Genomic DNA, 20,385 nt, shown 5'->3' with positions numbered 1-20,385 from the left:
ATGTCTCACCAGTCTGTCGGCACGTGTCGGAGAAATCTTAGGGCTGAGCGGGAAATGGATGACATTTCTGAAGGATTCCCGCCGAACGGCGTGCCAGAGCGTTCTCCCCGATGTTTTTCAGGGCTGATGTTCGGGTGGCTGTTGCAAATTTCGTAACCCTTGATGACAATGCGAGTAATTATCATTTGTGACGTTCGCGTTCATGTCCTCTCCTGAGTTTGCAGTACAGGCGCTTTACAGTAGTCATCACGGCTGGCTTAACGCGTGGTTGCGCGCCCGTTTGGGCAACGCGGCGGATGCGGCGGATCTAGCCCAGGATACTTTCGTACGCCTGTTGCAACGCACCGAACGCCTCGAACTCAAAGCACCTCGCGCCTTCCTGCGCACGATTGCGCGTGGGCTGGTGATCGATCACTGGCGCCGTGAGGAAATCGAACGGGCCTATCTCGAAACGATCGCCCATTTGCCTGAAGCAGAAACACCGAGTGCCGAAGCCCGGGCGCTGGTGATCGAACTGCTGGAAAGCATCGCGCGCATGCTTGAAGGACTGAAGCCAAAAGTGCGTCAGGCCTTTCTGCTGGCGCAGTGCGAAGGTTTGACCCACAAGCAGATCGCCGAGCAGATGGGACTGTCGTTGCGCTCAGTTGAACGCTACGTCGCCGATGCGCTGTATCACTGTTATGTGCTGCGGTACGAAAGCTGATGCCTGTGGATAATCTTTCTCTGAGCCGCCGCACCGAGCCGCAGCAACAGGTGGTCAAGCAGGCCATTCACTGGCTGTTGCGACTGCGCAACAATCACGGCAATCCGCGCCTGAATCGCCAGTGCGAACAGTGGCGCGCCGAACACCATGAGCACGAACTGGCCTGGCAACGGGTGCAGTCGCTGCAAGCCGAGTTGAGCAATAACCTGCGCGCGGTGCCCGGCGCGCAGGTGGCTTTCAACACCCTGGAAAACAGTGCTCAGGGTTTGGGCCGGCGACAGGCGTTGAAGCTATTGTCTGGCGCATTGCTGATGGGTTCCGCCGCCTGGCTGGCCAAGGACACTGCCGCGTGGCAGCAATGGAGTGCCGATTACGCCACCGCGACGGGCGAGCGGCGCGGCTTTCAGTTGCCGGACGGTACCCGGATCGAGTTGAACACTGCCAGCGCGGTGGATCTGGATTACACCGCGCAACAGCGCCTGATCAAACTGACTCGCGGCGAGATCATTGTCACGTGTGGTGGCTCCGACGAGGGCGCGCCGACTGATCGGCCGCTGCGGGTACAAAATCGTCACGGCACTTATGAGCCCGTCGATGCCCGATTCATCCTGCGTCAGGACAATGACTGCACGCGGCTCAGCGTCACCCATGGCCAGGTTGCCATCCACTCCGGCGGCACCTCGGTAGAAGCACTCGCCGGGCAGAGTTATCTGATCGACCATCACCAGGTCCGTCCGGCCCCGACGCTGGACATGGACGCTGGCGCCTGGGTCGATGGCTTGATCGTCACGCGCAATATGCGTCTGGGGGATTTCCTCAGCGAAGTCAGCCGTTATCGTCAGGGCTTTCTGAATTGCGCGTCGGAAGTGGCGGAGCTGCGTCTGTCCGGTGTATTCCGCCTGGAAGACACCGACAAACTGCTGGCGATTCTGCCGCAGACGTTGCCGGTGCAATTGCGCTATCGCACGCGTTGGTGGGTGACGCTGGAACGTGCGGTCTGAAATTTTTTGGCGGGTTTTTGCAGCAAGTCCGGCTTGGTCAGTAAGCACTTCAACTCAGCCTTCGCGACTGCCTACGGAAACCTACAATGACTGTCCGCGCCACCTGTAAGAACTCTCTGAATTTCAATACCGAATCTGGCCTATTGCGCCACGCCGTTCGAGCGGCGCTGTTTTCGACTGCATTAAGTGTTGGTGTGATGCCTGCTATAAGCATGGCGGCGACTCCCGCTGGCGGTGAAGTCAGCCATCGCTACAATGTGGCTGCAGGCCCTCTCGGTGAGGCGCTGAATCAGTTTGCCCGTCAGGCTGGCATCACGTTGTCGATGACCCCGCAGCAAACTCAAGGACGGCAATCGCCGGGCGTACAGGGTGAATATTCGACCGATCAGGCGTTGAGCCATTTGCTCGGTGGCTCCGGTTTGGAAGCGGTTAGTCAGGACGGCAGCAGTTACATCCTGCGCCCATTGGCTGAGACCGAAGTACTGGCCCTGCCGACCACCGACATCAAAGGCTTCGCCCTCGGCAACGCATTGGGCAGCATGGATGGCTACAACGCCACTCACAGCCAGATCGCCACCAAGACCAGTACCGCGTTGCTGGAAACTTCGCAAAGCGTGTCTGTGGTCACTCGCGAGCAAATGGACGATCAGGGTTCGCAGACTGTCTCGCAAGCGATGCGCTACACCCCGGGCGTACTGACCAATCCGTACGGCGCGACTCATCGCTATGACTACGTGGCAATGCGCGGCTTCAACGACGGCTCGGTGGACAACATCTACCTCGACGGCCTCAAGTCGATGGGCGACAGCGGTACTTACAGCACCATGCAAGTCGACCCATATTTCCTGGAGCGCGTGGACATTCTCAAGGGACCATCGTCGGTACTGTACGGTCGCAGTTCGCCAGGTGGTCTGGTGGCGCTGACCAGCAAGAAACCGCTGTACGAGGCTTACCATCAGGTTCAAGCGACGGTCGGCACGCAAGGTCAGCGCGGGGTCGGTTTTGACTTCAGCGGTCCGGTCGATGACGACAAGCGTATCGCCTTTCGTCTGACCGGGTTAACGGATCAGTCCGACACGCAATTCGACCACAACAAGGAAAAACGCTTCGCCCTTGCACCCACGCTGAGTATCGATTTCAGTGAAGACACCTCGCTGACGCTGCAGGCTTATCTGCAACACGATCCAGATGGCGGTTACCACGGCGGTGTACCGGCCGACGGCACCATTCATCAGCGCAACGGCAACCGTATCTCGCCACACTTCTTCGAAGGTGAGCCGGGCGTCGATGGTTACTCGCGTGATCAGCAATCGTTCGGTTATCAATTCGAACATCGCTTCAACGATGTCTTCACCGCGCGACAGAACTTTCGTTATCTCGATTCCAAAGTGAACATGGATCAGGTCTACGCCTACGGCTGGACCTCGCCGAGCAGCAACGAACTTAACCGCTATTACACCGGCGGGGACGAGCGCCTGCATGCGTTTATCGTCGACAACATGCTCCAGGCTGAATTTTTCACCGGCGCAACCAAACACACGGTGCTGATGGGCGCGGATTATCAGCGGCGTAAAACCGTGGTCGACTGGACCAGTGGCGGACTCGCGCCGATCAATGCGTTCAATCCGGTGTACGGCAATTCGGCGATCGACATGTATGGCGAGACCAGTTACCTGCGCCGTCTGGAACAGACCGGGGTTTACCTGCAAGACCTGATCGAGATGGACAAGTGGCGTTTCTCGCTGGGTCTGCGCCAGGACTGGGTCGAGACGTCGGACGAAAACCGTATCGCTGAGGCCGGACGTCCGGTTGGCACAGAGATCAATGATCGCCGCACCAAACTCACCGGCCGTGCCGGCGCGCTGTACCTGTTCGATAATGGTTTGGCGCCCTACATCAGCTACTCCGAATCGTTTAACCCTAACTCCTACGCCGACAGCGCCGGTAACCCGCTGGCTCCTACCGACGGAACACAATGGGAAGTCGGCTTGAAGTATCAGCCACCGGGTACTGACAACCTGTTCACCGCGTCGCTGTTCCGCATCGATCAGGAAAACCTGGCAACCAAACTGCCGCAGGAAAACTTCTACCGCGCGGTCGGCGCTGTGCGCTCGCAAGGCCTGGAACTGGAAGCGCACATGCAACTGACAGACAACCTCAAAGTGCTCGGCAGCTACACTTTCACCGATATCGAATACTCGAAGTCGATGGTCAGCACCTTGAGCACACCGACCGAAGTGATCGAGAACAAGGGTAACTCGCCAACGCAGGCGCCGCGGCATATGGCGTCGTTGTGGGCTGACTACAAATTCGACAGCGCCGCGCTCGATGGCCTGCGCCTGGGTGGCGGTGTGCGATATGTCGGTTATAGCTGGGCTGATGCGGAAAACACCCTGAAGGTACCTTCCTACACATTATTCGATGCCTCGATTGGTTATGACTTGAGCAAGATCGGCTTGAAGGGCGTCGATGTGCGTCTGAACGCGAACAACCTGACCAATGAGTCCTACGTCGCCTCCTGTGCGAGCCTGAACTTCTGCTACATGGGTGAAGAGCGCAACGTCGCGGCGACGGTCAGCTACCAGTTCTAAGCCTTTTGTCCTGTGCATAAAAAAGCCAGCCCCTGATGGCTCAGGGGCTGGCTTTGTCGTTTCTGTGGGGAAACTCTCATGCGTGCGTTTTTGGTGTTGTTGCATCGTTATATCGGCTTGGCCACGGCGGTTTTTTTGTTGCTGGCCGGGGTTACGGGAAGCATTCTGGCGTTCAATCATGAGCTGGATGAATGGTTGAATCCGCAGTTTTATGCCGCGTCTGCAGTGGGTGAGCGACTGCCGCCCGGTGAATTGGTTGATGCCGTGCAGAGTACCCATCCAAAGTTGCAGGTCTGGTACATGGAGTACCCGAATGAGACTGGCCACACCGCGTTGCTTGCGATGGTCCCGCGTAACGATCCGGGAACCGGCCAGCCATTCGCTGAGCGTAATCAGGTGTTCTATCTGGATCCGGTGAATGCTGAGCAAAAGGGCCAGAGGTATTGGGGCGAGTGCTGTTTTCAACGGGAGAATTTTGTCCCGTTCATTCTTGAGTTCCACTACAACCTGACGTTGCCGGGTAATTGGGGATTGTTGTTGATGGGCCTGGTTGCCATTGCCTGGGTGATCGATTGCTTCGTTGCGCTGTGGCTGACATTGCCGAGAGGAAAGCCATTCTGGAAGAAGTGGTCGACGGCCTGGAAGGTCAAGGGTGGGCATGCCTACCGGCTGAACTTCGATCTGCATCGTGCGGGGGGATTGTGGCTGTGGCTGTTGTTGCTGCCGATCGCCGTCAGCAGCGTAGCGATGAACTTACCGAGCCAGGTGTTCAAGCCTGCGGTGTCGCTGTTTTCACCGATCGAGCCGAGCGTCTATGAGGCTCGGGGGCGAATGCCTGTTGGTGATCTTGGGGTGACGCAGTTGAGTTACCAGCAAGCGTACGAAAGGGCACTACAGGAGGGGAAAAGGTTAGGACTGACTGCAGCGATCGGGGAGTTGTATTACAGCTTTGAGTACAACTTCTACGGCGCAGGATTTGGGCAGCACGACACTGAAGCCCATGGCAAATCCTGGTTGTTCTTTCATGGAACGGATGGGCGCTTGTTAGGGCAGGAGATCGCAGGACAGGGGACGTTAGGGGAACAGTTTTACCGGTTGCAATTACCGATACACGGAGGAAGGATCATTGGTGTGACCGGGCAAGTAATGATCGCGGTGTTAGGTGTTTTGATTGCAGGGTTGTCAGGTACTGGCGTCTACATCTGGTGGCGCAAATGGCAGGCTCGCCGTACCAGCAAGGCACGTAAAGCGATGTGAGAATTGGCTTTTACAAGCCCTGAAATGACAAAACCCCTGTCTGCGTTAGCAGACAGGGGTTTCGGAATTCAATCTTGACGATGACCTACTCTCACATGGGGAAACCCCACACTACCATCGGCGATGCATCGTTTCACTGCTGAGTTCGGGATGGGATCAGGTGGTTCCAACGCTCTATGGTCGTCAAGAAATTCTGTATCTGGCCCGTCAACACGGTAACAAGCCAGCAAAAACGGATGTTTCTACTAAAACAAAACCCCTGACTGCGTTAGCAGACAGGGGTTTCGGAATTTAATCTTGACGATGACCTACTCTCACATGGGGAAACCCCACACTACCATCGGCGATGCATCGTTTCACTGCTGAGTTCGGGATGGGATCAGGTGGTTCCAACGCTCTATGGTCGTCAAGAAATTCGGGTACTGAGTCGTGACCAGATGGCCTCGCTTCAGCAAATCGGGTATGTGACAGCTTTCGGTGTTTGTGAACATCGAACTTTCGGTTCGTTTCGTCTTCACACACCGCAACTTGGCCTTTCGACGCAAATTGCTTGGGTGTTATATGGTCAAGCCTCACGGGCAATTAGTATTGGTTAGCTCAACGCCTCACAGCGCTTACACACCCAACCTATCAACGTCGTAGTCTTCGACGGCCCTTCAGGGAACTCAAGGTTCCAGTGAGATCTCATCTTGAGGCAAGTTTCCCGCTTAGATGCTTTCAGCGGTTATCTTTCCCGAACATAGCTACCCGGCAATGCCACTGGCGTGACAACCGGAACACCAGAGGTTCGTCCACTCCGGTCCTCTCGTACTAGGAGCAGCCCCTCTCAAATCTCAAACGTCCACGGCAGATAGGGACCGAACTGTCTCACGACGTTCTAAACCCAGCTCGCGTACCACTTTAAATGGCGAACAGCCATACCCTTGGGACCGGCTTCAGCCCCAGGATGTGATGAGCCGACATCGAGGTGCCAAACACCGCCGTCGATATGAACTCTTGGGCGGTATCAGCCTGTTATCCCCGGAGTACCTTTTATCCGTTGAGCGATGGCCCTTCCATACAGAACCACCGGATCACTAAGACCTACTTTCGTACCTGCTCGACGTGTCTGTCTCGCAGTCAAGCGCGCTTTTGCCTTTATACTCTACGACCGATTTCCGACCGGTCTGAGCGCACCTTCGTACTCCTCCGTTACTCTTTAGGAGGAGACCGCCCCAGTCAAACTACCCACCATACACTGTCCTCGATCCGGATAACGGACCTGAGTTAGAACCTCAAAGTTGCCAGGGTGGTATTTCAAGGATGGCTCCACGCGAACTGGCGTCCACGCTTCAAAGCCTCCCACCTATCCTACACAAGCAAATTCAAAGTCCAGTGCAAAGCTATAGTAAAGGTTCACGGGGTCTTTCCGTCTAGCCGCGGATACACTGCATCTTCACAGCGATTTCAATTTCACTGAGTCTCGGGTGGAGACAGCGCCGCCATCGTTACGCCATTCGTGCAGGTCGGAACTTACCCGACAAGGAATTTCGCTACCTTAGGACCGTTATAGTTACGGCCGCCGTTTACCGGGGCTTCGATCAAGAGCTTCGCGTTAGCTAACCCCATCAATTAACCTTCCGGCACCGGGCAGGCGTCACACCCTATACGTCCACTTTCGTGTTTGCAGAGTGCTGTGTTTTTAATAAACAGTCGCAGCGGCCTGGTATCTTCGACCGGCATGAGCTTACGGAGCAAGTCCTTCACCCTCACCGGCGCACCTTCTCCCGAAGTTACGGTGCCATTTTGCCTAGTTCCTTCACCCGAGTTCTCTCAAGCGCCTTGGTATTCTCTACCCAACCACCTGTGTCGGTTTGGGGTACGGTTCCTGGTTACCTGAAGCTTAGAAGCTTTTCTTGGAAGCATGGCATCAACCACTTCGTGTTCTAAAAGAACACTCGTCATCAGCTCTCGGCCTTAAGATCCCGGATTTACCTAAGATCTCAGCCTACCACCTTAAACTTGGACAACCAACGCCAAGCTGGCCTAGCCTTCTCCGTCCCTCCATCGCAATAACCAGAAGTACAGGAATATTAACCTGTTTTCCATCGACTACGCTTTTCAGCCTCGCCTTAGGGACCGACTAACCCTGCGTCGATTAACGTTGCGCAGGAAACCTTGGTCTTTCGGCGTGGGTGTTTTTCACACCCATTGTCGTTACTCATGTCAGCATTCGCACTTCTGATACCTCCAGCAAGCTTCTCAACTCACCTTCACAGGCTTACAGAACGCTCCTCTACCGCATCATCAGAAGATGATACCCGTAGCTTCGGTGTATGGTTTGAGCCCCGTTACATCTTCCGCGCAGGCCGACTCGACTAGTGAGCTATTACGCTTTCTTTAAAGGGTGGCTGCTTCTAAGCCAACCTCCTAGCTGTCTAAGCCTTCCCACATCGTTTCCCACTTAACCATAACTTTGGGACCTTAGCTGACGGTCTGGGTTGTTTCCCTTTTCACGACGGACGTTAGCACCCGCCGTGTGTCTCCCATGCTCGGCACTTGTAGGTATTCGGAGTTTGCATCGGTTTGGTAAGTCGGGATGACCCCCTAGCCGAAACAGTGCTCTACCCCCTACAGTGATACATGAGGCGCTACCTAAATAGCTTTCGAGGAGAACCAGCTATCTCCGAGCTTGATTAGCCTTTCACTCCGATCCACAGGTCATCCGCTAACTTTTCAACGGTAGTCGGTTCGGTCCTCCAGTTAGTGTTACCCAACCTTCAACCTGCCCATGGATAGATCGCCCGGTTTCGGGTCTATTCCCAGCGACTAGACGCCCTATTAAGACTCGCTTTCGCTACGCCTCCCCTATTCGGTTAAGCTCGCCACTGAAAATAAGTCGCTGACCCATTATACAAAAGGTACGCAGTCACAGAACAAAGTCTGCTCCCACTGCTTGTACGCATACGGTTTCAGGATCTATTTCACTCCCCTCTCCGGGGTTCTTTTCGCCTTTCCCTCACGGTACTAGTTCACTATCGGTCAGTCAGTAGTATTTAGCCTTGGAGGATGGTCCCCCCATATTCAGACAAAGTTTCTCGTGCTCCGTCCTACTCGATTTCATGACTAAGAGATTTTCGCGTACAGGGCTATCACCCACTATGGCCGCACTTTCCAGAGCGTTCCGCTAATCTCAAAGCCACTTAAGGGCTAGTCCCCGTTCGCTCGCCACTACTAAGGGAATCTCGGTTGATTTCTTTTCCTCAGGGTACTTAGATGTTTCAGTTCCCCTGGTTCGCCTCTTGCACCTATGTATTCAGTACAAGATAACCATCTTATGATGGCTGGGTTCCCCCATTCAGACATCTCCGGATCAAAGTCTGTTTGCCGACTCCCCGAAGCTTTTCGCAGGCTACCACGTCTTTCATCGCCTCTGACTGCCAAGGCATCCACCGTATGCGCTTCTTCACTTGACCATATAACCCCAAGCAATCTGGTTATACTGTGAAGACGACATTCGCCGAAAATTCGAATTTCTCAATTAAGAGAACTCACAAATTTTACCTTAGCCTGATCCGTTACCAGTGAAAGTAACGTTCAGTCTATCTTTCTATCACATACCCAAATTTTTAAAGAACGAACTAGTCAAAGACTAGAAATCAACATTCATCATCACAACGATGGAATGCTCATTTCTAAGCTTTCAAACTTCAGAAGCAGTAGTGGTGGAGCCAAACGGGATCGAACCGTTGACCTCCTGCGTGCAAGGCAGGCGCTCTCCCAGCTGAGCTATGGCCCCGTATTTCTACAGGCGTTTCCCACACAAAATTGGTGGGTCTGGGCAGATTCGAACTGCCGACCTCACCCTTATCAGGGGTGCGCTCTAACCAACTGAGCTACAGACCCAATTTCGGGCTGCTTCTTTCGTCTTCTTCAATGAATCAAGCAATTCGTGTGGGAACTTATGGAGCAGCTGATGTCGTCGATTAAGGAGGTGATCCAGCCGCAGGTTCCCCTACGGCTACCTTGTTACGACTTCACCCCAGTCATGAATCACACCGTGGTAACCGTCCTCCCGAAGGTTAGACTAGCTACTTCTGGTGCAACCCACTCCCATGGTGTGACGGGCGGTGTGTACAAGGCCCGGGAACGTATTCACCGTGACATTCTGATTCACGATTACTAGCGATTCCGACTTCACGCAGTCGAGTTGCAGACTGCGATCCGGACTACGATCGGTTTTATGGGATTAGCTCCACCTCGCGGCTTGGCAACCCTTTGTACCGACCATTGTAGCACGTGTGTAGCCCAGGCCGTAAGGGCCATGATGACTTGACGTCATCCCCACCTTCCTCCGGTTTGTCACCGGCAGTCTCCTTAGAGTGCCCACCATGACGTGCTGGTAACTAAGGACAAGGGTTGCGCTCGTTACGGGACTTAACCCAACATCTCACGACACGAGCTGACGACAGCCATGCAGCACCTGTCTCAATGTTCCCGAAGGCACCAATCCATCTCTGGAAAGTTCATTGGATGTCAAGGCCTGGTAAGGTTCTTCGCGTTGCTTCGAATTAAACCACATGCTCCACCGCTTGTGCGGGCCCCCGTCAATTCATTTGAGTTTTAACCTTGCGGCCGTACTCCCCAGGCGGTCAACTTAATGCGTTAGCTGCGCCACTAAGAGCTCAAGGCTCCCAACGGCTAGTTGACATCGTTTACGGCGTGGACTACCAGGGTATCTAATCCTGTTTGCTCCCCACGCTTTCGCACCTCAGTGTCAGTATCAGTCCAGGTGGTCGCCTTCGCCACTGGTGTTCCTTCCTATATCTACGCATTTCACCGCTACACAGGAAATTCCACCACCCTCTACCATACTCTAGCTCGACAGTTTTGAATGCAGTTCCCAGGTTGAGCCCGGGGATTTCACATCCAACTTAACGAACCACCTACGCGCGCTTTACGCCCAGTAATTCCGATTAACGCTTGCACCCTCTGTATTACCGCGGCTGCTGGCACAGAGTTAGCCGGTGCTTATTCTGTCGGTAACGTCAAAATTGCAGAGTATTAATCTACAACCCTTCCTCCCAACTTAAAGTGCTTTACAATCCGAAGACCTTCTTCACACACGCGGCATGGCTGGATCAGGCTTTCGCCCATTGTCCAATATTCCCCACTGCTGCCTCCCGTAGGAGTCTGGACCGTGTCTCAGTTCCAGTGTGACTGATCATCCTCTCAGACCAGTTACGGATCGTCGCCTTGGTGAGCCATTACCTCACCAACTAGCTAATCCGACCTAGGCTCATCTGATAGCGCAAGGCCCGAAGGTCCCCTGCTTTCTCCCGTAGGACGTATGCGGTATTAGCGTTCCTTTCGAAACGTTGTCCCCCACTACCAGGCAGATTCCTAGGCATTACTCACCCGTCCGCCGCTGAATTCAGGAGCAAGCTCCTGTCATCCGCTCGACTTGCATGTGTTAGGCCTGCCGCCAGCGTTCAATCTGAGCCATGATCAAACTCTTCAGTTCAAACATCTTTGGGTTTTTAAGAAACCCTAAACTTGGCTCAGCAATCGTTGGTTACATCTTTGATTTCTCGCGGAGTAACTTGTGATGCTGATAATCTTGTTGACTATCAGTCTGACTCCACAAGCACCCACACGAATTGCTTGATTCAGTTGTTAAAGAGCGGTTGGTTAAGATCTTTCGTCTCAACCGAGGCGCGCATTCTACAGCAGCCTCATTTGCTGTCAAGTGATTATTTTCAGAAGTTTTCGAAGAATTCTTCAACAACTTCAACCACTTGCGCTTCCGATCTCTCGTCAGCGGGAGGCGAATTCTACAGCGTTACACGCTGCTGTCAACACCTCTTTTTCAACTTCCTTTCGGCTTCGATGAACTGAAGCAACTTGCTGACGAAACCTACATAACTCATTGAATCTCAAGGAGTTTTCCGTTTCGACTGCGCCGGAAGTGGGGCGAATTATAGACATCTGAAATCTGTCGTCAACTGTTAATTTCGCTTTTCTTTCAATCACTTGCAGATTGGTTAAAAAGCGACCAGAAACCTCCATATATAGCTAGAAAACACGATCCCTTCTATATAGAAGGGATTGTCAGAGCACCCCAGCCGCCTTCAACTCAGCCACCGCACCCGCCCCCAGGCCCAGCACACTCTGCAGAACCTCCAGCGTATGCTCACCCAATAAAGGAGGCGCCCGGCGATATTCAACCGGTGTCTGCGACAGGCGAATCGGGCTAGCCACTTGGGGCACCATCCCAGCCAACGCATGCGGCAGCTCTATCGCCAGGCCGCGCGCTTTTACCTGCGGATCCTCAAACACCTGCGACAGATCGTTGATCGGCCCACAAGGGACACCCGCTTGCTCCAGCTCAGCGACCCATTCGCCAGTTGTCTTGAACACCGTCGCCTGACGAATCAGCGGAATCAACACCGCCCGATTGGCCACTCGCTGCTTATTAGTAACGAAGCGCGGATCGTCTGCCCACTGCGGCTGCCCTGCCACTTCAGCAAACTTGCGGAACTGCCCGTCATTACCCACGGTAAGAATGAAATCACCATCAGCCGTAGGAAAGTCCTGATAAGGCACGATGTTCGGATGCGCATTGCCCAGGCGCTTCGGGGCATTGCCCGTCGTCAGGTAGTTCATCGCCTGGTTAGCCAGACACGCAACCTGCACATCCAGCAAAGCCATATCGATGTGCTGACCACCACCGTCGTGATCGCGATGAGCCAGCGCCGCCAGAATCGCCACCGTCGAATACAGACCGGTGAGGATATCCGTCAACGCCACACCCACCTTCACCGGCCCGGCACCTTCATCACCCTCGGGACGACCGGTCAGGCTCATCAGCCCTCCCAGCCCCTGAATCATGAAGTCATAGCCGGCACGCTTGGCATACGGCCCGGTCTGGCCGAACCCGGTAATCGAGCAATAGATCAGGTTTGGATTGATCGCCTTCAGCGACTCATAGTCCAGCCCATAAGCCGCCAGACCACCGACCTTGAAGTTCTCGATGAGGATGTCCGACTTCGCCGCCAGCTCTCTCACCAGCTTCTGACCCTCAGGGCGAGTGAAGTCGATGGTCACCGATTGCTTGTTGCGGTTCGCCGACAGGTAATAGGCCGCTTCTGACGTATTCTCGCCATAAGCGTCTTTAAGGAAGGGCGGCCCCCAGGCGCGAGTGTCGTCACCATTGCCCGGGCGCTCGACCTTGATCACCTCGGCGCCAAGGTCGGCAAGGATCTGCCCGGCCCACGGCCCGGCCAACACGCGCGATAAATCCAATACCCGCAGATGCGACAGCGCGCCCATGGTCGCTCTCCTATTAATAGAACGCCTGCAGACCGGTTTGCGCACGGCCAAGGATCAGCGCGTGGACGTCGTGGGTACCTTCATAGGTATTCACCACTTCCAGGTTGACCAGATGACGGGCCACGCCGAATTCATCGGAGATACCGTTACCACCGAGCATGTCGCGAGCCATGCGGGCGATGTCCAGCGACTTGCCGCAGGAGTTGCGCTTCATGATCGACGTGATTTCGACCGCAGCCGTGCCTTCATCCTTCATGCGACCCAGACGCAGGCAGCCTTGCAGCGCCAGCGTGATCTCGGTCTGCATGTCGGCCAGTTTCTTCTGGATCAACTGAGTAGCGGCCAATGGGCGACCGAATTGTTGACGATCCAGTGTGTATTGGCGAGCGGTGTGCCAGCAGAATTCGGCAGCGCCCAGTGCACCCCAGGAGATGCCATAACGCGCGGAGTTGAGGCAGGTGAACGGACCTTTCAGACCACGCACGTCCGGGAAGATGTTCTCTTCCGGCACGAACACGTTGTCCATGACGATCTCACCGGTGATCGACGCGCGCAGACCGACCTTACCGTGAATCGCCGGAGCGCTCAGGCCTTTCCAGCCCTTCTCCAGTACGAAACCACGGATGTCGCCAGCATCGTCTTTGGCCCAGACCACGAACACATCGGCGATCGGGCTGTTGGTGATCCACATCTTCGCGCCGGTCAGGCTGTAGCCACCGTCGACTTTACGTGCACGGGTAATCATCGCGCCCGGATCGGAACCGTGGTTTGGCTCGGTCAGGCCGAAGCAGCCGATCCACTCGCCGGAAGCCAGCTTCGGCAGGTATTTCTGCTTCTGTGCTTCAGTGCCGAATTCGTTGATCGGCACCATGACCAAGGAAGACTGCACGCTCATCATCGAGCGGTAGCCGGAGTCGACACGCTCGACTTCACGGGCAATCAGACCGTAGCTGACATAGTTCAGACCGCTGCCGCCGTACTGCTCAGGGATGGTCGCGCCCAACAGGCCGACTTCGCCCATCTCGCGGAAGATCGCCGGGTCAGTCTTCTCATGACGGAAAGCTTCGAGAACACGCGGTGCGAGGCTCTGTTGAGCGAACTGCTCGGCGGTGTCGCGGATCATGCGCTCCTCTTCAGTGAGCTGTTGATCCAGCAGCAGGGGATCGATCCAGTTGAAGCTAGCTTTACCGCCCATGAGTGTGTCCTCGCAAATCGGGTGAATTAACGTGGCATTGATCGTAGGCGCGGTTCGCCGTCGCGGCAAACGAGGATTTCGCATTCTGTTGTGCTAATTTCTCACTCCGAAACGTCGCGAAATGCCTTTTATGCGGCGCATTAGTGAGGTTGATGTACATGCGCAGGAAGATCCCCAGCACCACAGCACTGATCAGTTTCGAGGCCGCCGCGCGTCACGAGAGCTTTACCCGCGCCGCTGAAGAACTTTCCCTCACCCAAGGCGCCATTTGCCGACAGATCGCCAGCCTAGAGGAGTTCCTCAGCGTGGAACTGTTCCGACGCTCGCGACGCGGAGTGAAACTGACCGAAGCAGGACTTTCCTACAGCCGCCGCGTCGCCACGCAACTTGATGCGGTTGAGCGCGACACACTTTCAGTGATGGGCCAGCAAGGCACGAATGTGATCGAACTGGCGGTAGTGCCGACGTTCGGCACGCAATGGCTGCTGCCACGGCTCAAGGATTTCCAGCTCAAACACCCGAAGGTCACCGTCAACCTGACCAACCGCACTCGCCCCTTCCTGTTTGCCGATACCGAGTTCGATGCAGCGATCTACTTCGGCGATGCCGACTGGTCGGGCACCGAATCCCACAGACTGATGGGCGAGAATCCGATGGCGGTGTGCAGCCCGGCCCTACTCGGTGACAAGACACATCTGACAGCCGAGGCAATCGCCGAGCTACCTTTGTTGCAGCAGACCACCCGCCCTTATGCCTGGCGCCAATGGTTCAACTCACAACACCTGAATATCCCCCGCGACATGACAGGTCCACGCTACGAGCTATTCTCCATGCTCGCCCAAGCCGCCATGCACGACATGGGCATTGCGCTGATTCCACCGTTCCTGATTCAACGTGAACTGGCCGAGAAGCGCTTGGTGATTGCCAACTCCCAGGCACTCTCGAGCATCAAGGCCTATTACCTGATGATTCCCGAACGAAAGGTCGAATCAGCGTCATTGAAGGCATTTCGTGACTGGCTGGTAACCCAGGCACAGAGCTACAGCCTTGAAGGGTAAAGGCTCACAGCGATAATTAACCCCGTAGTCAGGAAATCAAAAGCCCTACAGATATAAGTATTTGTCGCAATTGCACAGACTGTATCCGAAAGTCGTACAGACGTCCCACAAGCGCCTGACGACGTGGCTTTGAGCCTTCATCAGCGACGCATTAGTACCTATTCACGTCACCGATGAGAAATTTTTCCATATTCGGCCAGAATCCTTGCAAGGCACGGCCTGCAAGGGATTCAGCTGGCCATCTGCGACATTCGGTCACGGCATGACTTGTAGTTAATTTTCCGTCACCCGTCATAATCCCTTGAAGGGCATAAAGTTCGCCTGCAAAATGCCGCGCCCCGCCCTGATTTGGCGGGATCGTGCTGATCGGCCGCCCCAGTCGCACCATCCGTAGTGCATGGGTTTACTCAATAAGATCACGCAGGAGATTTGACGTGCACATTGGTGTTCCTCTCGAAACCCAGACCGGTGAAACACGGGTTGCTGCAACCCCGGAAACCATTAAAAAGCTGATCAGCCAAGGTCATAAGGTCACTGTGCAAACCGGCGCCGGCGTAAAAGCCAGTGTGGTCGACAGTGCCTATGAAGCGGCAGGCGCAACCATTGGCAGTGCCAATGACGCGTTTGGCGCCGAGCTGATTCTCAAAGTGGTCGCCCCAAGCGATGCCGAACTGACGCTGATCAAGCGCGGTACGGTGCTGGTGGGCATGCTCAACCCGTTCAACAACGAAACCATCGCGAAGATGGCCGAGTGCGGCATTACCGCGTTCGCCCTCGAAGCGGCGCCGCGCACCTCGCGCGCGCAGAGTCTCGATGTGCTGTCGTCGCAGGCGAACATTGCCGGCTATAAGGCTGTGTTACTGGCCGCTCACCACTATCCACGTTTCATGCCGATGCTGATGACCGCTGCGGGTACCGTGAAAGCGGCGCGCGTGCTGATTCTTGGCGCCGGCGTGGCCGGGTTGCAGGCGATCGCCACGGCGAAACGTCTGGGTGCGGTGATCGAAGCGTCTGACGTACGTCCGGCGGTAAAAGAGCAGATCGAATCCCTCGGCGCGAAGTTCGTCGACGTGCCGTACGAGACCGATGAAGAGCGCGAATGCGCCGTCGGTGTCGGCGGTTACGCGCGGCCAATGCCAGCGAGCTGGATGCAGCGTCAGGCGCAGGCTGTGCACGAGCGCGCCAAGCAGGCTGATATCGTCATCACCACCGCGCTGATTCCGGGCCGCAAGGCGCCGACGCTGTTAAGCGCGGAGACCGTGGCGCAGATGAAACCGGGCTCGGTGGTCATCGACCTCGCCGCCGCTCAGGGTGGCAACTGCCCGCTGACCGTGGCCGATCAAGTCGTGATCGAGAATGGCGTGACCATTTGCGGCCCGACCAACCTGGCCGGCGAAGTCGCTGCAGACGCCTCGGCACTGTACGCACGCAACCTGCTGGACTTCCTCAAGCTGGTCTTCACTAAAGAAGGCCAGTTCGACGTCAACCTCGAAGACGACATCGTCGCCGCGTGCCTGATGTGCCGCGACGGCCAAGTCATCCGCAAAAACGCCTAAGCAGGGATTCAGACGATGGAAGAGCTTATCTCCCCCGGTATCTACAACCTGATCATCTTCGTGCTGGCGATTTATGTCGGTTACCACGTGGTCTGGAACGTTACACCTGCGCTGCACACGCCGTTGATGGCGGTGACCAACGCCATTTCGGCGATCGTGATCGTCGGCGCCATGCTCGCGGCGGCACTAACTGTCACGCCGCTGGGCAAAACCATGGGCACCCTCGCCGTGGCACTGGCTGCAGTCAACGTCTTTGGTGGCTTCCTGGTCACCCGCCGCATGCTTGAGATGTTCAAGAAGAAAGCCCCGAAAGTAAAAGAAGAGGCGCCGAAGTAATGAGCATGAATCTCGTCACGACGCTCTACCTGATCGCGTCGATCTGCTTTATCCAGGCCCTCAAAGGCCTGTCGCACCCGACCACCTCGCGGCGCGGCAACCTGTTCGGCATGCTCGGCATGGCGTTGGCGATCCTCACCACCGTCGGCCTCATCTATAAGCTCGGCGCTGAGCTCGCGACTGCCGGTATCGGCTACGTGATTGTTGGCCTGTTGGTCGGCGGCACGGCCGGTTCGATCATGGCCAAGCGCGTTGAAATGACCAAGATGCCGGAACTGGTCGCCTTCATGCACAGCATGATCGGCCTCGCGGCAGTCTTCATCGCCATCGCTGCGGTGGTTGAGCCGCAATCGCTGGGCATCGTTAAACAGTTGGGCGACTCGATCCCGGCGGGCAATCGTCTGGAGCTGTTCCTCGGCGCGGCGATCGGTGCAATCACCTTCTCCGGTTCGGTGATTGCGTTCGGCAAGTTGTCGGGCAAGTACAAGTTCCGGCTGTTCCAGGGCGCACCGGTACAGTTCACCGGTCAGCACAAGCTGAACGCCGTGCTGGGTCTGGCTACGCTGGCACTCGGCCTGACCTTCATGTTCACCGGCAACCTCACCGCGTTCGCGCTGATGCTGGCGCTGGCGTTCGTGATGGGCGTGCTGATCATCATCCCGATTGGCGGTGCAGACATGCCGGTCGTGGTGTCGATGCTCAACAGCTATTCGGGCTGGGCGGCGGCAGGTATCGGCTTCTCGCTGAACAACTCGATGCTGATCATTGCCGGTTCGCTGGTGGGTTCGAGCGGTGCGATCCTCTCGTACATCATGTGCAAGGCGATGAACCGTTCCTTCTTTAATGTACTGCTCGGCGGTTTCGGCAACACAGCCGATGCAGGCCCTGCCGGTGCGAAAGAAGCCCGCCCGGTAAAATCCGGTTCGGCTGACGACGCGACTTTCCTGCTGACCAACGCCGACACCGTGATCATCGTGCCGGGTTATGGCTTGGCAGTAGCGCGTGCACAACATGCGCTGAAAGAGCTGACCGAGAAGCTGACCCACCGTGGTGTGACCGTGAAGTACGCGATCCACCCGGTTGCCGGGCGTATGCCGGGGCACATGAACGTTCTGCTCGCCGAGGCCGAAGTGCCTTACGATCAGGTGTTCGAGATGGAAGACATCAACTCCGAGTTCGGCCAGGCCGACGTGGTGTTGGTGCTCGGCGCGAACGACGTGGTCAACCCGGCCGCGAAGAACGATCCGAAATCGCCGATTGCCGGCATGCCGATTCTCGAAGCGTTCAAGGCCAAGACCATCATCGTCAACAAGCGCTCGATGGCCAGCGGCTATGCCGGCCTGGACAACGAACTGTTCTATCTGGACAAGACCATGATGGTCTTCGGCGACGCGAAGAAAGTCATCGAAGACATGGTTAAAGCGGTCGAATAATTCCCCGCTGCAACACCGAACGCCCCGACTTGTCGGGGCGTTTCTGTTTGCGCAAACAGTCGGACAATTTGCCGCGTTGTTGCAGATCCAGTAACGGTGTTTTACTTGAAACCTGCTGAATAGACGCCTCGTTTGCGACCTTGGTAGCGGGACAGGCGCCCGTCAAATTCACTAGACTGCGCATCCTGCTACTCGCTTCCCGAGATAATAATCCATGTACCGTGACCGTATTCGCCTGCCTTCGTTGTTGGACAAAGTGATGAGCGCCGCCGACGCAGCCGCTCTGATTGAGGACGGCATGACCGTTGGCATGAGCGGTTTCACCCGCGCCGGCGAAGCCAAAGCCGTCCCTCACGCGTTGGCCGAGCGCGCCAAGGTCACGCCGCTGAAGATCAGCCTGATGACCGGTGCCAGCCTGGGCAACGACCTCGACAAGCAACTGACCGAGGCCGGCGTACTGTCGCGGCGCATGCCGTTCCAGGTCGACAGCACTTTGCGCAAGGCGATCAACGCCGGCCAGGTGATGTTCATCGATCAGCACCTGTCGGAAACCGTTGAGCAACTGCGCAATCAGCAACTGAAGCTGCCGGACATCGCGGTCATCGAAGCCGTGGCCATCACCGAACAGGGCCACATCGTGCCGACCACCTCGGTGGGCAACTCGGCGAGTTTCGCGATTTTCGCCAAACAGGTGATCGTCGAGATCAACCTGGCGCACAACGCCAACCTCGAAGGCCTGCACGACATTTATATCCCGACGTACCGCCCAACGCGCACGCCGATCCCGCTGGTGAAAGTCGACGACCGCATCGGCAGCACCGCGATTCCGATTCCGCCGGAGAAGATTGTCGCCATCGTCATCACCCAGCAGGCCGATTCGCCGTCCACCGTGTCGTCGCCGGACGTCGACACCAACGCCATCGCCGATCACCTGATTACCTTCTTCAAGCAGGAAGTCGACGCCGGGCGCATGACCAACAAGCTCGGCCCGTTGCAGGCCGGGATCGGCAACATTGCCAACGCGGTGATGTGCGGCCTGATCGATTCGCCGTTCGAAGACCTGACCATGTACTCCGAAGTGCTGCAGGATTCGACGTTCGACCTGATCGATGCCGGCAAGCTGAGTTTTGCTTCGGGCAGCTCGATCACCCTGTCGGAGCGCCGCAACAGCGACGTGTTCGGCAATCTGGAGAAGTACAAGGACAAACTGGTGCTGCGGCCGCAGGAGATCTCCAACCATCCGGAGGTGGTGCGGCGCCTGGGCATCATCGGCATCAACACGGCGCTGGAGTTCGACATCTACGGCAACGTCAACTCCACGCACGTCTGTGGCACGCGGATGATGAATGGCATCGGCGGTTCTGGCGATTTCGCGCGTAACGCGCACCTGGCGGTGTTCGTGACCAAGTCGATCGCCAAGGGCGGCGCGATTTCCAGTGTGGTGCCGATGGTTAGCCACGTTGACCATACCGAGCATGATGTCGACATTCTGGTGACTGAAGTTGGGCTGGCCGACTTGCGCGGCTTGGCGCCACGGGAACGGGCGCGAGTGATCATCGATAACTGTGTTCACCCTGATTTCCGTCAGGCATTGAACGATTACTTCACGGCGGCCTGTGCAATCGGTGGTCACACCCCGCACATCCTGCGTGAAGCCCTGAGCTGGCACATGAATCTGGAAGAAACCGGGCGCATGCTCGCTGTCTGATTCACACAGATAAACCGCCGACGCAAATACAGTTTGCGTCGGCGGATTTTTTAAGCCTCCCTACCTGACAAAAACTGTACTGCTGTACCGGTCATTTCCTACAGGCTTTACCTACTTTTCCGAGTGAATCGAGCAAAAATGCACCACTTGAGTGCGGACAAGTACAGTTTGCTCAATTTTGACCCGTACACCCCCTATAAACAGTTAACTGGTCACTCACAATACAGTTGAACTGT

11 protein-coding genes, 2 tRNA genes and 4 rRNA genes are annotated in these 20,385 nt (G+C 56.2%); 9 read left to right on the top strand and 8 right to left on the bottom strand.

The window, feature by feature from the left end; translation table 11 throughout:
- The first annotated feature begins 202 nt into the window (after positions 1 to 202).
- From VY732_RS00635 to VY732_RS00620, 4 genes are all read left to right on the top strand, one after another.
- Complete coding sequence (locus VY732_RS00635; RefSeq protein WP_026000801.1) at positions 203 to 703, top strand: sigma-70 family RNA polymerase sigma factor; 501 nt, start codon at positions 203 to 205, stop codon at positions 701 to 703.
- Entirely contained in the window at positions 703 to 1,704 is a 1,002-nt protein-coding gene (locus VY732_RS00630) for a FecR family protein (RefSeq protein ID WP_331693373.1), read from the top strand. The genes VY732_RS00635 and VY732_RS00630 overlap by 1 nt, the downstream gene beginning before the upstream one ends.
- Before the next feature lie 86 nt (positions 1,705 to 1,790).
- Positions 1,791 to 4,295 (top strand): TonB-dependent siderophore receptor, encoded by a 2,505-nt coding sequence (locus tag VY732_RS00625; protein ID WP_331693371.1) that lies wholly within the window; start codon positions 1,791 to 1,793, stop codon positions 4,293 to 4,295.
- 78 nt (positions 4,296 to 4,373) lie between these two features.
- A complete protein-coding gene (locus VY732_RS00620) occupies positions 4,374 to 5,552 on the top strand; it encodes a PepSY-associated TM helix domain-containing protein (RefSeq protein ID WP_077570029.1) in 1,179 nt (392 codons plus the stop codon).
- 72 nt (positions 5,553 to 5,624) lie between these two features.
- On the opposite strand, the gene rrf (VY732_RS00615) is transcribed toward VY732_RS00620, so the two are convergent.
- From rrf (VY732_RS00615) to VY732_RS00580, 8 genes are all read right to left on the bottom strand, one after another.
- Positions 5,625 to 5,740 (bottom strand): 5S ribosomal RNA (gene rrf / locus VY732_RS00615).
- Between the two features lie 107 nt (positions 5,741 to 5,847).
- Positions 5,848 to 5,963 (bottom strand): 5S ribosomal RNA (rrf, locus tag VY732_RS00610).
- A 150-nt stretch (positions 5,964 to 6,113) separates the two neighbouring features.
- Positions 6,114 to 9,007 (bottom strand): 23S ribosomal RNA (locus tag VY732_RS00605).
- A gap of 247 nt (positions 9,008 to 9,254) precedes the next feature.
- Positions 9,255 to 9,330: transfer RNA gene (locus VY732_RS00600), tRNA-Ala, on the bottom strand.
- 30 nt (positions 9,331 to 9,360) lie between these two features.
- Positions 9,361 to 9,437 (bottom strand) — tRNA-Ile (locus VY732_RS00595).
- A gap of 81 nt (positions 9,438 to 9,518) precedes the next feature.
- Positions 9,519 to 11,055, bottom strand: a 16S ribosomal RNA gene (locus tag VY732_RS00590).
- Together the 16S, 23S and 5S rRNA genes with 2 tRNA genes alongside form the textbook arrangement of a ribosomal RNA operon.
- Positions 11,056 to 11,642: 587 nt before the next feature.
- Positions 11,643 to 12,863 carry a CaiB/BaiF CoA transferase family protein gene (locus VY732_RS00585; RefSeq protein ID WP_137219447.1) on the bottom strand — a complete coding sequence of 407 codons (1,221 nt, stop codon included), beginning with the start codon at positions 12,861 to 12,863 and terminating at the stop codon, positions 11,643 to 11,645.
- A gap of 13 nt (positions 12,864 to 12,876) precedes the next feature.
- Positions 12,877 to 14,058: an acyl-CoA dehydrogenase gene (locus tag VY732_RS00580; RefSeq protein WP_007953903.1), complete on the bottom strand. Its 1,182-nt coding sequence runs from the start codon at positions 14,056 to 14,058 to the stop codon at positions 12,877 to 12,879.
- 158 nt (positions 14,059 to 14,216) lie between these two features.
- On the opposite strand from VY732_RS00580, the gene VY732_RS00575 reads away from it, so the two are divergent.
- The 5 genes from VY732_RS00575 to VY732_RS00555 all read left to right on the top strand — a co-directional run bounded on the left by VY732_RS00575 (position 14,217) and on the right by VY732_RS00555 (position 20,149).
- Positions 14,217 to 15,116, top strand: a complete 900-nt coding sequence (locus VY732_RS00575) for a LysR family transcriptional regulator (RefSeq protein WP_331693369.1) — start codon at positions 14,217 to 14,219, stop codon at positions 15,114 to 15,116.
- 434 nt (positions 15,117 to 15,550) lie between these two features.
- The gene (locus VY732_RS00570; RefSeq protein ID WP_095119609.1) at positions 15,551 to 16,672 is read left to right on the top strand and encodes a Re/Si-specific NAD(P)(+) transhydrogenase subunit alpha; all 1,122 of its coding nucleotides are present in this window, start codon (positions 15,551 to 15,553) and stop codon (positions 16,670 to 16,672) included.
- 15 nt (positions 16,673 to 16,687) lie between these two features.
- Complete coding sequence (locus VY732_RS00565) at positions 16,688 to 17,008, top strand: NAD(P) transhydrogenase subunit alpha (protein ID WP_003187417.1); 321 nt, start codon at positions 16,688 to 16,690, stop codon at positions 17,006 to 17,008.
- On the top strand, positions 17,008 to 18,441 hold the full coding sequence (locus VY732_RS00560) for an NAD(P)(+) transhydrogenase (Re/Si-specific) subunit beta (protein ID WP_008081130.1): 1,434 nt from the start codon (positions 17,008 to 17,010) through the stop codon (positions 18,439 to 18,441). The genes VY732_RS00565 and VY732_RS00560 overlap by 1 nt, the downstream gene beginning before the upstream one ends.
- Before the next feature lie 214 nt (positions 18,442 to 18,655).
- Entirely contained in the window at positions 18,656 to 20,149 is a 1,494-nt protein-coding gene (locus tag VY732_RS00555; protein WP_134178487.1) for an acetyl-CoA hydrolase/transferase family protein, read from the top strand.
- Positions 20,150 to 20,385: the final 236 nt, after the last annotated feature.

The sequence above is a fragment of the Pseudomonas sp. ZY71 genome (assembly GCF_036542145.1).
Lineage (GTDB): Bacteria > Pseudomonadota > Gammaproteobacteria > Pseudomonadales > Pseudomonadaceae > Aquipseudomonas > Aquipseudomonas koreensis_A.
The sequence above is the reverse complement of the archived record's forward strand: the minus strand, read 5'-3'. Positions and strand labels throughout refer to the sequence as shown.